This window comes from Psychrobacter sp. GTC18467 (assembly GCF_055397455.1).
The window spans coordinates 1,492,666-1,505,563 of the sequence record NZ_AP038920.1; the positions used below are offsets into that span (position 1 = coordinate 1,492,666).

The 12,898-nt window shown below is 44.8% G+C and carries 11 protein-coding genes; 4 read left to right on the forward strand and 7 right to left on the reverse strand.

Going from position 1 to position 12,898, the window contains the following annotated elements:
* Nucleotides 1-14: 14 nt before the first annotated feature.
* The 4 genes from ACZ5XY_RS06440 (at nt 15) to ACZ5XY_RS06455 (ending at nt 5,234) form a co-directional block, all read left to right on the forward strand.
* Entirely contained in the window at nt 15-1,574 is a 1,560-nt protein-coding gene (locus ACZ5XY_RS06440) for a UDP-N-acetylmuramoyl-L-alanyl-D-glutamate--2,6-diaminopimelate ligase (RefSeq protein WP_464740026.1), read from the forward strand.
* A gap of 43 nt (nt 1,575-1,617) precedes the next feature.
* On the forward strand, nt 1,618-3,057 hold the full coding sequence (locus tag ACZ5XY_RS06445) for a UDP-N-acetylmuramoyl-tripeptide--D-alanyl-D-alanine ligase (protein WP_464740028.1): 1,440 nt from the start codon (nt 1,618-1,620) through the stop codon (nt 3,055-3,057).
* A 3-nt stretch (nt 3,058-3,060) separates the two neighbouring features.
* Nucleotides 3,061-4,179: a phospho-N-acetylmuramoyl-pentapeptide-transferase gene (gene mraY, locus ACZ5XY_RS06450; RefSeq protein ID WP_464740030.1), complete on the forward strand. Its 1,119-nt coding sequence runs from the start codon at nt 3,061-3,063 to the stop codon at nt 4,177-4,179.
* Between the two features lie 71 nt (nt 4,180-4,250).
* Complete coding sequence (locus ACZ5XY_RS06455) at nt 4,251-5,234, forward strand: putative RNA methyltransferase (protein WP_464740032.1); 984 nt, start codon at nt 4,251-4,253, stop codon at nt 5,232-5,234.
* Between the two features lie 33 nt (nt 5,235-5,267).
* Here the strand turns inward: ACZ5XY_RS06455 and ACZ5XY_RS06460 are convergent, their stop codons facing one another.
* From ACZ5XY_RS06460 to trhP, 7 genes are all read right to left on the reverse strand, one after another.
* Nucleotides 5,268-6,383, reverse strand: coding sequence for an RNA-guided endonuclease InsQ/TnpB family protein (locus tag ACZ5XY_RS06460; RefSeq protein WP_464740034.1), 1,116 nt, complete (start codon nt 6,381-6,383; stop codon nt 5,268-5,270).
* Between the two features lie 124 nt (nt 6,384-6,507).
* Nucleotides 6,508-7,962, reverse strand: a complete 1,455-nt coding sequence (gene cls / locus ACZ5XY_RS06465) for a cardiolipin synthase (RefSeq protein WP_464740036.1) — start codon at nt 7,960-7,962, stop codon at nt 6,508-6,510.
* A 424-nt stretch (nt 7,963-8,386) separates the two neighbouring features.
* A complete protein-coding gene (locus tag ACZ5XY_RS06470) occupies nt 8,387-9,520 on the reverse strand; it encodes a GTPase (protein ID WP_464740038.1) in 1,134 nt (377 codons plus the stop codon).
* Nucleotides 9,521-9,625: 105 nt separating this feature from the next.
* On the reverse strand, nt 9,626-10,528 hold the full coding sequence (locus tag ACZ5XY_RS06475) for a helix-turn-helix transcriptional regulator (RefSeq protein WP_464740040.1): 903 nt from the start codon (nt 10,526-10,528) through the stop codon (nt 9,626-9,628).
* A 178-nt stretch (nt 10,529-10,706) separates the two neighbouring features.
* Nucleotides 10,707-11,021, reverse strand: coding sequence for a hypothetical protein (locus ACZ5XY_RS06480; RefSeq protein WP_464740042.1), 315 nt, complete (start codon nt 11,019-11,021; stop codon nt 10,707-10,709).
* Nucleotides 11,022-11,188: 167 nt separating this feature from the next.
* Nucleotides 11,189-11,458: a YfhL family 4Fe-4S dicluster ferredoxin gene (locus ACZ5XY_RS06485; protein WP_464740044.1), complete on the reverse strand. Its 270-nt coding sequence runs from the start codon at nt 11,456-11,458 to the stop codon at nt 11,189-11,191.
* A gap of 45 nt (nt 11,459-11,503) precedes the next feature.
* Nucleotides 11,504-12,889: a prephenate-dependent tRNA uridine(34) hydroxylase TrhP gene (gene trhP, locus ACZ5XY_RS06490; RefSeq protein ID WP_464740046.1), complete on the reverse strand. Its 1,386-nt coding sequence runs from the start codon at nt 12,887-12,889 to the stop codon at nt 11,504-11,506.
* Nucleotides 12,890-12,898: the final 9 nt, after the last annotated feature.

The window sequence follows — 12,898 nt, forward strand, 5'->3', positions numbered from 1 at the left end:
CTTAGGAAGCTTTTATGTCGCCAATCCAGTGTTCTGTTACGTTGCAGCAGCTATTGCCAAAGCTTGCCTCAAAGCAAGCGGCGTGCCTAATGGAGCAGATAAATAATAAGGATTGGTCAGAGGTTAAAGACCTTGCTTTTGTCAATGTCGAACTTGACAGCCGCAAGGTTGGCAAAAATGATGTGTTTGTCTTATTAACAAGTCAATCAAACGACATGGCGAAAAGTGCGGCATATTTGCAAAATGCTGCCAAAAACGCGGTCTTTATTATATCTGAAATTGCGCCTAACGCATTTAGTTTAGAAAACTTAGCTTGTCCTGTGGTGTTTGTTCCCAAAATTCGCCAAATTTTAGGCAGTTTAATTCAAGCGGTCTTGCAGTCTTCGCAGCCGCAAACCTTGCCAACGATCGTTGCCGTTACCGGAACCAATGGTAAAACGACGATTAGCCAACTGGTCGCTCAGCTTTGTGACTTGGCAGGAAAAAGCAGCGCGGTCATGGGAACCGCCGGAAACGGTCGGCTGAATCATTTGGTTCAAGCAAGTCACACCACAGGGGATGCAGGACTGGTTCAGCAGTTTTTGCATCAAATGGGCGCGGAGGGCGTTGACGTGTTGGCGCTTGAGGCAAGCTCGCACGGTCTTGACCAATGGCGCTTGCAAGGCGCGCCGATTAGCACCGCCATTTTTACCAATTTAAGCCGCGACCATTTGGATTATCACGCCTCGATGACCGAATACGCCGCTGCTAAAGCGCGCCTGTTTGATAAAAACTATTTTCCAAGCTTAACCCACGCCATTATCAACCTTGATGATGACTTTGCCGAATTAATGATAACGACCGCGCAGAGCAGCGGTCTTAAAGTTTGGTCGTACAGCTTAAACCCCAAGGCAACAGCCACCTTTGTTGCCACCAGCATCGCCCCAAGCTTGGATGGCGTAACCATTGACATTCAAAGCCCGTTTGGCAATTTGCAAGTAAAAAGCCCACTTTTAGGGCGCTTTAACGTGGCGAATTTAATCGCGGCAATGGCAGCGGTGGCAACCTTAGGCGTTGATTTTGAACAATTACAAGCGCTTGTGCCAAAACTTCACGGCGCCATGGGTCGGATGCAGCGCGTGCCATCAACTGACGGCTGCTTTATTGTCGATTACGCGCACACCCCCGATGCGCTGACCCAAGTGTTAACCAGTTTAAAAGCGCACTGCAACGGTAAGCTTTGGGCGGTGTTTGGCTGCGGCGGTGACCGTGACCGTGGTAAACGCCCTTTAATGGCAAAAGCAGGACTTGCCGTTGCCGACCGCGTGGTGCTCACTTCAGACAATCCGCGCTCAGAAGACCCGATACAAATTTTAGCCGATATGCAAACCGGATTAAGTTCCGAGCAGTTGGCAAAAGCGCAAATTGAACCCAGCCGCAAAGCGGCGATTGATTGGGTCGTGGGTCAAGCAGGCGCGAATGACATCGTGGTCATCGCCGGCAAAGGTCACGAAACTTATCAAGAAATCAACGGCATCCGTCACGATTTTGACGACAGTCAAGTGCTAAAAGCTGCCCTAAATCAGCGCCCCTAGCTAAGCGCTCCCATCAGCCCAAAAGGTTACTCAAGGATTTCTTATGACAGCAACACCCAAGCCCAAAAATCCGCCAAAACGGTCTGATTGGGACGCCGCGTCATTGCTTTTTGCCACCCAAGCGCTTCATGGTCATTGGCATCATGACCAAGCACTAGACGATAATGAGGCTCAAAACGACTTACAAAACCTTCCCCGAAATATCGTTACCGACAGCCGCAAAGTAACTCGCGGGGATATTTTTTTGGCGATAAAGGGCGATAACTTTGACGGTCATAATTATATCCAAACGGCAATGGATTTGGACGCAGCAGCAGCGATTGTCAGCACTCCGGTTCAAGTGGACATCCCGCAGCTTGTGGTTGATGACACCAAGCTTGCCTTAGGCGCGCTTGGGGCGTATCACCGCAATCAATTTGACGAGTTAACGGTGATTGCCCTGACCGGTTCAAGCGGCAAAACCACGGTAAAAGAAATGCTTGGCAGTATTTTAAATCGTGTTGCGCCAACGCTTATTACCCGTGGCAACCTCAATAACGACTTGGGCGCGCCGATGATGCTGCTTGAGTTGACCGATGAGCACCGCTTTGCCGTGATGGAACTTGGCGCCAATCATATCGGCGAGATTGCTTATACCACTAAGCTGGTTCGACCCGATGTGGCTTGCGTGTTAAATATTGGCAGCGCGCATTTGGGCGAATTTGGCAGCCGTGAGGGTATTTGCCAAACCAAAGCCGAAATTTTTGAAACGCTGGATAACAGCAAAACCGCTATCGTTCCTGATGACGATGATTTTGCAGAACAATTACGCGAACTTGCCGGCAATTTCACTCAAAAGGTCATGGGTTTTGGTAAATCGGATGTGACCGCAAAAGATGTGGTTTTAAATGCCGATGGCGGTCAGTTTGTCTTAACTATCGATGGTAAATCAGTTGCGGTTAGCTTGACCATGGCAGGCGCTCACAATATTAGCAATGCCTTAGCGGCGGCGGCTTGCGCTTATGCCGTTGGTATTGGTCTTGAGGACATTGCTCAAGGCTTAGCCCTTGCCAAACCTGCCAAAGGTCGCTTGGTCAGCAAAGCTTTTGCTCAGCATCATTTAATTGATGACACTTACAATGCCAATCCGCATTCCGTTCGCGCTGCAGCTCAGGTGCTTTCGCAAAAATCAGGTCATAAAATCATGGTTCTTGGCGACATTGCCGAGCTTGGGGACGCCGCTTCTGAGGAGCATTTTAAGCTTGGTCAAGCCATTGCCACGAGCGGCATTGACCAACTTTTTGCGGTCGGTGAGTTTGCCAACGACAGCGTTTCAGGCGCCACTCTTGGAGGATTAGCGGCGCAAGCTTTTGCCAATAAAGCGTTGCTACTTAGCGCATTAAAAGCTGATATCGCCAATCAAGTTAAGCCTTGTACCATTTTATTTAAAGGGTCGCGCGCCATGCAAATGGAAACCCTAATCGATGCGCTAGTTGAGGAGTAAGCGGTGTTAGTTTGGTTGTTTAGCTGGCTTGGTCAGTATTATTTGCCGTTTTCTGCGGTGTCATCATTAACGCTAAGGGCGCTGTTATCCGTGATTACCGCGCTTGGCTTTAGCTTGATTTTTGGCAAGCGCGTTATCAACCGCTTGCGAGCGCTCAAGTACGGTCAAGCCATCCGCAACGACGGTCCGCAGTCGCATTTGGCAAAAACCGGAACGCCGACCATGGGCGGGATTTTGATATTAAGCGCCATTGGCGTATCAACCTTGCTTTGGGCGCGGCTAACCAACCCTTACGTTTGGATTTTGCTCGTCGTTATGGTCATTTTTGGCGCGGTCGGCTGGGCAGATGATTGGCTAAAAATAAAGTATAAAGACCCCAAAGGCTTAATTGCCCGCAAAAAATACTTTTGGCTGTCGATGGGGGCGCTGTTTGTTGGCGTGTCCTTATATTATATCGCCAGTAAGCAGCCAAACCCGTTTACCACCCGCGAAATGCAAGACTTATTGATTCCGATGTTTAAAGATTGGATGATTCCGTTTTCCGCCGTTCCCTTTGGCATTGGCTTTATTATTTTCACCTATTTTGTCATTAATGGCGCCTCAAACGCGGTGAATTTAACTGATGGTTTGGATGGTTTGGCAATTTTACCGGTCGTTTTGGTTGCCGCAGGACTTGGCGCGATGGCGTATGTGTCCGGCGACGTTCGCTTTGCTGATTATTTGCACGTGCCCTATATTGCTTACAACTCTGAGGTCATCATCGTTTGCGGCTCCATGATTGGTGCAGGGCTGGGCTTTTTATGGTTTAACGCCCATCCGGCGCAGGTCTTTATGGGGGATGTCGGCGCCCTTGCTTTAGGCGCGATGCTTGGCACGATTGCCGTCATGACCCGTCAAGAAATTGCCTTTGCCATTATGGGCGGCTTATTTGTTGCCGAAGCGTTGTCCGTGATGCTGCAAGTTGGCTCGTATAAACTGCGTAAAAAACGCGTGTTTCGAATGGCGCCACTGCATCACCATTTTGAAGAAATCGGCTGGAAAGAAACGCAAGTGGTGGCGCGGTTTTGGATTATTGCCATTGTCCTTGTGGTTTTAGGTTTAATGACCTTAAAGCTACGCTAAAAAAACAGCGCTAAAACTGTACTAAAAAAATGAGTAAAATAAAAAAGCCATTGTCAAAAATGGCTTTTTTTTTGGCAAGCGGTTACCATTATCCTATCTTTTTAGCCCATATTGAGACGATTTTGAGCTTATTTTTATGCCCGCTTTGTGGTTCTAATTTAACGCCTGATAAAAAAACGTGGCGCTGTGATGGCAGTCAAAACCCTAAAACTACGGTTCACAGCTTTGATGTCGCTCGTCAAGGTTACGTCAATTTATTGCCCGTTCAACAAAAAAAGTCCAAAGCGCCAGGGGACAGTGAAGACTCCATTCAAGCGCGAAAGCGGTTTTTGGCGGCAGGATATTACGCGCCGCTGCAACAAGCGCTTATTGATATGGTTTCAAGTTTAGTGGATAAAGATGATGCCAACCGCCCAATAAACTGGCTTGATATCGGCTGCGGTGAGGGTTATTACAGCCAAGCCTTAGCAAGTTTAAACATCGATACGTTGATAGCTGCCGATATCAGCAAACCTGCATTAATTGAGCTGGCAAAAAAAAGCAAATCGGTCAATCAGCTTTGGTATCAAACCACCGACAATCAACTGGACGATAACACGAACCATAAAGCTGCCATCGTTCCCATGGTTGCAAGCGCTGCAAATTTACCTATTAAGCCAAACAGTTTATTTGGTATCAGCAGTATTTTTAGCCCCATTTTGCCCAAAGCTTTTTTTGAGGTGCTAGAAATGGGCGGCTATTTGGTCATTGCCAAACCGGCTCAAGGACATCTTGAAAGCCTTCGGCAAGCGCTTTTTGAGGACGTTCGCGAGCACGATTCGGACAAGTTTTTACAAGACTTAGCGCCGTATTTTGAGCTTATTAAGCGCTTTGAAGTTGCCACCCCTCTTGAATTATCAGCAGATGCCCTTGCTGACTTATTAACCATGACGCCGTATAGCTACCGCGCTAAGCCTGAGCGCCGGCAAAAATTGCTAACGTTGGCAGCAAATTCAGCCTTTCTTACGCAGGCGCGATTTGTAATTTTTGTGCTGAAAAAAACAGCGGCTAACTGATAAAAGACCGCTGTTTTTGACTTCTTCCCCTCTCTAAAGTGAGGGGATTCCTTCTGCAAGACGGTCAAGCCCGACCGCAAGAATGTTCCTTGCCGCGTTGATATCGCGGTCATGAGTGACACCGCACTCACAAGTCCATTCTCTTATTCCAAGACCTTTACGCCCTTTAGGGCTACTGTCACTGATTTGGCAACAGCTGGAACAGGTTTGGGTAGTGTAACGCTCATTCACAATCTCAAAACGGCAACCTGCATGCTTGCATTTATAGTCCAATTGCCGTTTGAGCTCAAACCAACCCGCATCGTAAGTCGATTTGGCAAGATTGGTTTTCCTAGAAGTGAATGATTTTGATTTTACGTCACCAACCACAATCAGCGAATTATCTTTAACTAATTGGGTGGTGAATTTATGAATTAAGTCTCTACGGGTATTTTTAATCTTGGCATGAATGGCTTTAACGCACTTTTTGTTGTTAGCACGTTGGGCGGTAGCCAATTTCGCCGCCCATTTTTGGGTTTGTTTGATGGTCAGGGTATCGCCATCTGAGGTAGTCGCCGCGTCTTTGAGTCCTAAATCAATGCCAACTTTGCCGCTACCGCTTTGGGCTTTGGCGTCAGTTTGAGCTTTGGCTTTAACCGTGATACAGGCGTACCATCTACCCCTCGCGTCTTGAACCAGCTCAAGAATATTGATTTGATATAAGCTTAGATTGTAGCTGTCAAACAATTCAATAATCAGCTTTTGACCTTTAGCCAGTGACAGCTGAATGGTTGATTTAAGCGCCTTTTTACCGCTTTGTCGTGTGGCGAGGTGTTTGATGGCACTCTTTTTAAACGGTATCCAACCTAAGCTTTTTTTGCCTGTCTTAGGCTTATTGGTTCGCCATCGAAGCTTGGCTTTTTTAAACTGCTTTCGGCTTTTGGCGTGGGTTTCACTAATCGCTTGAATGGTTTGCGAGTGCAATCCTAAAAACTCGCCGCTACCTTTGGTATATTCGGCTAAATCGTAAGCACTAAAAAACTTTCCAGTTTTTTGTAAGTGCTTTAAACTCAACTCATTGACATAGTTCCAAACAAAGTTGACCGAACCACTTATGGCGGTCAGTTGTTTGGCGTGTTTGTCTTTAAGCCGGAGTTTAAGGGTTTTCATAATTTGATTTTGATAGATTTGGTGAGTCTTAGCAAGCTTAAAGCCGCTTTAAACGTCAACGACTGTCGCCTGATATCCATGCTTAGAGAGGCATGGTTTTACGGCGACTTTAGATAAAAGACAGTTATAAAATAGGTCCCATAGTCGCCACAACGTTGTTCCAAATTCGGTGCGGTAGCGACCAGTTTTTAACTTCTTCAAAGGTGATTGCGTCAGAGTCGGCAAGGTAGTCTGCTTGGCGCTCGATGATATCTTGGGTGACTTTTTGGTCGTAAATCAAAATATTATTTTCATAGTTTAAATCAAAACTGCGCAAGTCAAGGTTGGTTGAGCCAATCAGGCTGATTTGACCATCAACGGTTAAGGTTTTGGCATGAAGCAGCCCCAAATTGTATTCAAAAATCCGAACGCCGGCATCAAGCAGCTGAAAATAATGGCTGCGACTGGTGGCGGCAACGACAAATGAGTCGTTGTTTTTGGGGAAAATCATGGTGACTTTCACGCCGCGCTGAGCGGTGGCGCACAAAATGCTCACCAGTGAATAATCGGGAACAAAATACGGCGTTGAGATGGTTAATGTCTCTTGCGCCTGACTGATGAGCGCCCCTAAAAACTGCGGCGAGGTGGCGCGTTTTTGCGTCGGACCGTCGGCAAAGACTTGCGCGACAAAGCCGCCATGAATCTTGGTGGTGTCGTAATCAAAGCTGTCAAGCGGGGTGTCAGGATTGTGCATGAGCCAGTCGCTGGCAAACAGCAGCTGATTTTGCGCGACAATAGGACCTTCAACCCGAAGCATAATGTCAATCCACGGCGCGTATCTGGGCTTTTCGCGAAACTCAGGGTCAGCGCAGTTGCGGCTGCCACAATAAGCAATGCGACCATCAATCACGGTGATTTTTCGGTGATTGCGCAAATCAATCCGGCTAAACAAAATCACTTTAATAAAATTGGTAAAGGGTAGGGCAACGCTGACTTGAACGCCGGCGTCTTTCATCTCTTGCCAAAGCTTTGAATGCACAAACTTTCGCGACCCCAAGCCATCGACCATCGCCCGACAAGTCACGCCGCGCTTTGCCGCCCGAATGAGCGCTTTTGCCGTCGCCGTTCCCATCTCATCTTCAAGCCAAATATAATACAGCACGTGAATGTGGTCGGTTGCCGCGTCAAAATCGGCAATCATGTGTCGGCGCGTGTCGTCAGCGTCTTTCATGAGGGTAGCTGCATTCCCTGTCACCGGAAAATAACCGGTCACCAGCCCTGAATAGGCAAACGCCGCTTGATATTCAGGTTTGATGGCGTGGTGCAACACCTCGTCATGCTTGCCCAATACGTCAGGGTGCTGACCGTGAAGCGAGTCGATAATTTGCTGATGCTTTTTAGCAAATTCAGGACCTAAATGCACCTCGCCAAACAGCCAATAAACCACCACCCCAAGATAAGGCAATAAAAACAGCACCACAAGCCATGAAAGCCGAGCCGGAGACGTCAAATCATCCCGCGCCAAAATCCGCAGCGCAATGATGATGAGCAAAATAAAGTGAATAAATAAAACAATATTAATAAATAAAGAGTAATCCATGTCGCAAGCGATAATCCGTTAAATAACGAAATTATAGCCTAGGCGGCGTAAATTCTTGCTGACTTTTGAGGGGATAATTGTAGAGATTGGTTTAACAATCGCTTTGATAAGGCTAATCAATGGCTAATTGACGACTGGATAAAACGGCTTTCCCCAATCCATTTTGTCGTGATGGCTCATCATGAGTTGCAAAACCAGTGGCAACAGACTGGCTAGAATGGCGCCGCTGTCTTTAATTTGGGCGCGGTTGACTTGACTGCCGTGGGTAGCGCCACCGTGAATAAGCTGATTGCGAAGGGTATAAAGGCGGTCAAAAACGATGGCTATTATAAGTTTTCTTTTTAATGGAATTTGTTTGCATTACTAAAAAGATAAAAAACGATACTTAATCGCTTTTTATCTTTCTGAGATCTAAGTATTAATTTTATACAAACCGAGAGATAAGAGCCATTAGGCTAGATTTGTCGCGTGAGCTTACTATAGTCCAAACCTCTTTTAAACCTAGATCTTTCAGGACGCCAAATATCTTATTATACTGGTCTTTTATTTCAGTTTTATCATCTAAGTTATATCCATTTTCGTAAATCCAGTTTACCGTGCTTAACATTGCAATAGTAACACCTACTGCAACACCTGCCGCTGCAACATCAACAATACCTGTAGGCGGTAATAGAGATTTTGCTACTAAAAATAAACTAGAACCAATGCTTTGACTGGCAAATAAAGGAATGATAGCAATAGCTGATTTTTTACTGAGGATTTCACCTGTATAAACATAATGAATAGACATAATAGCAGTTGCTTGAATGCCAGTAATATAGACAGCGCTTCCAGGAATAAACGCTGCACCAGCAGCAGCTACTAATGATGAATATATAATTCGTTTGGCAATGACGGATTTCTTTTCCATTTCTCGAGCTAATATCAAGTCTTTGCCATATTTTTTCAAGAAATCTAATATATCTTCTTTTAAGTTATCTACACCGCGAATATCTAAATCCATATCTTCATCATAATCAGGGTCATAGCCTTCAGTACATGTCGGATATATTTTAGCATCTGTATCTAAATCTAATGCTTTGTACCATTGATTTATAACTTTATCTAAAGCTGATTTCTTTTTGTCAAACTCATCAATTTTATTCAAAACCACGAATACTTTTTTACAGTATAATTTTAACTCTTCATAATGATCTTTTTGAGACTCGTCAGCAGATCCAGAAACTACAAGAATTCCAACATCGATATCATTCAATGCAAACCTAGTTTCCTCACTATTTTCTTTTTTAATATCACCTAATCCTGGCGAATCCATAATTTCAACATTTTTTCCCAACCTGAATTTTCTCGTTTTAACTGTGACACCCGATTCGGCTCCTACTTCTGCTAATACATTTTCTCGTCCTCTATTAAAAATAGCATTAAGTAGAGAGCTTTTCCCTGTGCTCACTTGTCCTACAATAGCAACAATGACTTTTTTATCTAAATCATTTTCTAATTTATCAAAAAGCTCATCTGTATCCTCTTGGCTATAAGACTCTTTTTTATTTAAGCTCATAAAGCAATTCCTTAGTATAAATTAAAGTTAAAAAATTATTAATTTTTGAAAATTAAATTAATAATAGGATATATAGCTGAGTGTTAAAAATAGTTGGATAAAATTTCATGTAGCTAAATACTCTCTCAACCGACTTTCCATCTCCCCCTGAACCTCCGCCGGACTAATAACCCTGACATGCGGGATCCAGTATTGAACAATCGGGATGACTTCGCGCGGATGCACATTTCTGCAAGCAAGCAGCAAATCGCCACTATCAAGCTTGCGAACCAGCTCTTGATTGGGAAGCAAATCGCGGCGCTCAAAATATCCGGCGACTTTACTTTCAACTTGGATGACAATTTCGCTGATATGATTGTCAAAAAACAAACTGTCCGTTTCCACAATGCTGTCTTTAACTGCCAAATCGCAGTCAAAATGTTCATCGGTGACGGTCAATTGGCTAATTCGGGTAAAGCAAAACGTCCGCGTCTGCTCATGCTGGCGACCGACCACATACCAGATGCCATTTTTATTGAGCAGATGATACGGCTCAAGGCGATAGCGCTTGGCTTGAGTGTTTTTGGCGCTGTCGGTAACTTTTCGGTAGCTAAATTCCATGGTTTGGCATTGCTGAATGGCGGCGGTGATGGCAGTAAAGTCGTCTGTATGCTGCTGAATGTTTTCATAAGCAAAGCCTTTGACCACTACGCTTTGATTAAGCTTGTCATGAAAAAATTGCCGGTCTATTTTTGGCAGCAAATCTTGAACGCTGGCAAAGCGCGCAAAGCGTTTGATTTCAGTTAAGTTTAAATAACCCACCTTATTGCTATTGAGGCGATAAAATCTTGCGCCCCACTCTTCAAAGTCCAAATGGGCAAGGCGCTCTTTAAAATCACGTCTCAGCGTTCGCATGGAAACGCCATAATCCACAGCCAACTGCTCTAAATCTAAACGTTCGCCATTGTTGAGCCGGACGATAATATCAGTCAGTCTTATGGCAAGTCGTTCGTGGTTCTTTTGGCTCATGGGAGTTCTCTATACGTTTGCTTACCTTTAGTTGCAAATCGTTTCTAAATTGATACACAAACATAATTATACACTTTTTTTTATAATTATTAATCTTATTAATAAAATAATTTCTAATCTTTAACTGATGACAGGGGGGAATTGATTTTATAAGTTCTTATCGCTTTTGAACTTAAGCTTAGTAAACGAGCCGTTTATTTTGCCAGTGCCGGTAGTCTTTTTCATAAAAAATTACGGGCGCAATTCGGCGCTGACCAGTAAGTTTTGAGAGACTTTGCCGCTGCTTAATGATGGCGCGACCCTTAAAACGTAAGAATTTAATAAGCCCTGTTGGGTCTTCAATAATAGCCGTGCCATTGATGTCAAGCTGATAGCCCGAATCATAAATCAGCCAAATCGGTGTTTGAACGTCAAAATGGGGTTGACGATCACTGACAGCTATTTTGGCTAATTCATTGTTTTTGTTTGCAAAAATATCTTTGAATAGGGACATAAAACGCCTCGGCTTTAATCATTTATCGGCAAGGTTTAGGAACTTATTGCTAACTTTTCAACGATTGTAAGTCAGCTTAGTGACAAGTGGTGTCCTAAAAAAAACGTAGCTGAAAAAAAGCCCTCAATATTGAGGGCGATAGCTTGACTTAAAAAATATATAAAAATTTAGACGTTAATAGCCTTCCCCCAAATCCTTTGATATTTCGCTAACAGCGCATCTGGCGTTTCAAAATGCGCCTCATCTTTAACAATACAATCAATCGGGCAGACCTTATCGCAAGTTGGCTCGTCATAAAAGCCGACGCATTCGGTGCAAAGCTCAGGATTTATCACATACGTTTTTTGACCTTTTTGGTCGTAAAAAATGGCATCGTTTGGGCATTCGGGTTCGCAAATGTCGCAGTTGATGCAATCTTTGGTTATTTTTAACGCCATGATGAGTCCGCCTTTTTGACCGAGTTTGAGAAAATCTTCTAAAAATTAAGAATAAATTGGCGCGTTAATATTTTTCATGATTAAGGAAAACTGTAAATCGTCAGCGCTTAAGTCCTGAAACGGATTGCGGATTGTTGCTTGCCAGCCTGAGCCAAGCGCGGCGTCAATCGCGTTGCCTTTGTTATCCCAAAGTTCGCTTAAAATGGTGGTCAAATTGCCTTTTGGGGTCATAATTTCAATCGTATCACCAATGCTTAATTTATTTTTAATCTCAAGGGTTAATTTGTCTTGACTGACTTCAATGACTTCAGCAACGAATTGTTGTTGGTCAGTTTTGGATGCGCCAAAGTCATAATTTTGGTAGCTGCTATGGACGTGGCGGCGCAAAAAGCCTTCGGTATAGCCGCGATTGGCAAGACCATCAAGGGCGGTAATCAAGCTTTGGTCAAAGGGCTTTCCTGCCACCGCATCATCAATCGCTTGGCGGTAAACTTGAGCCGTTCGGGCAACATAATAGTGCGATTTGGTTCGACCTTCGATTTTAAGCGAATGAACGCCCATGTTAACAAGATCGGGAACCAGCTCGACCGCGCGTAAGTCTTTGGAATTCATGATATAGGTGCCGTGCTCGTCTTCAAACATTGCCATCAGCTCGCCTTTGCGGTTTTGCTCCTCTAAAAGGACAACTTGGTCAGATGGCGTATTGATTGGCGCAAATTGTTGAACGCTTGAATTTTTAAGCTCATTTTGAGCGCTTGTTAGCGGAACAATATCGCCAGTTTCATTTTCAACCGCTTGATAAGTATTGTAATTCCAGCGGCAAGCGTTGGTGCAAGTACCTTGGTTGGCATCGCGTTTGTTGATGTAGCCGGACAGCAAGCAGCGACCCGAGTACGCCATACAAAGCGCGCCGTGAACGAAAACTTCGATTTCCATGTCGGGAACATGATCGATAATTTGCCCAATTTCTTTGATGGACAGCTCTCGCGAGACAATCACGCGGCTGATTCCCATGGATTGCCAAAATTTGACCGTTGCCCAATTCACCGCGTTGGCTTGAACCGATAAATGAATGTCAATGTCAGGAAAGTTTTCGCGAACCATCATGATCATTCCGGCGTCCGACATGATGAGCGCATCCGGCTTCATCTCAACAATTGGGCGAATGTCCTCGATAAAGGTAGCAAGCTTGGCGTTATGAGCTTGAATGTTAACGACGACGTAAAACTTTTTGCCTAGATTGTGAGCATACTCTATCCCGCGGCGCAAATTGTCCTCGTCAAAATCGTTATTGCGAACCCGAAGGCTATATCGCGCCTGACCCGCGTAAACGGCGTCCGCACCATAAGCAAAGGCATACTGCATATTTTTAAAGGTTCCGGCAGGGCAAAGCAGCTCAGGTAAACGAGGGGAAGTTGGCGATGGGCTCATGCAGTTTCC

Coding starts and splice junctions, on each gene's coding strand:
- ACZ5XY_RS06440 (WP_464740026.1), top strand. CDS start 15: ATGTCGCCAATCCAGTGTTCTGTTACGTTGCAGCAGCTATTGCCAAAG.
- ACZ5XY_RS06445 (WP_464740028.1), top strand. CDS start 1,618: ATGACAGCAACACCCAAGCCCAAAAATCCGCCAAAACGGTCTGATTGG.
- ACZ5XY_RS06460 (WP_464740034.1), bottom strand. CDS start 6,383: ATGAAAACCCTTAAACTCCGGCTTAAAGACAAACACGCCAAACAACTG.
- cls (WP_464740036.1), bottom strand. CDS start 7,962: ATGGATTACTCTTTATTTATTAATATTGTTTTATTTATTCACTTTATT.
- ACZ5XY_RS06470 (WP_464740038.1), bottom strand. CDS start 9,520: ATGAGCTTAAATAAAAAAGAGTCTTATAGCCAAGAGGATACAGATGAG.
- ACZ5XY_RS06475 (WP_464740040.1), bottom strand. CDS start 10,528: ATGAGCCAAAAGAACCACGAACGACTTGCCATAAGACTGACTGATATT.
- ACZ5XY_RS06480 (WP_464740042.1), bottom strand. CDS start 11,021: ATGTCCCTATTCAAAGATATTTTTGCAAACAAAAACAATGAATTAGCC.
- ACZ5XY_RS06485 (WP_464740044.1), bottom strand. CDS start 11,458: ATGGCGTTAAAAATAACCAAAGATTGCATCAACTGCGACATTTGCGAA.
- trhP (WP_464740046.1), bottom strand. CDS start 12,889: ATGAGCCCATCGCCAACTTCCCCTCGTTTACCTGAGCTGCTTTGCCCT.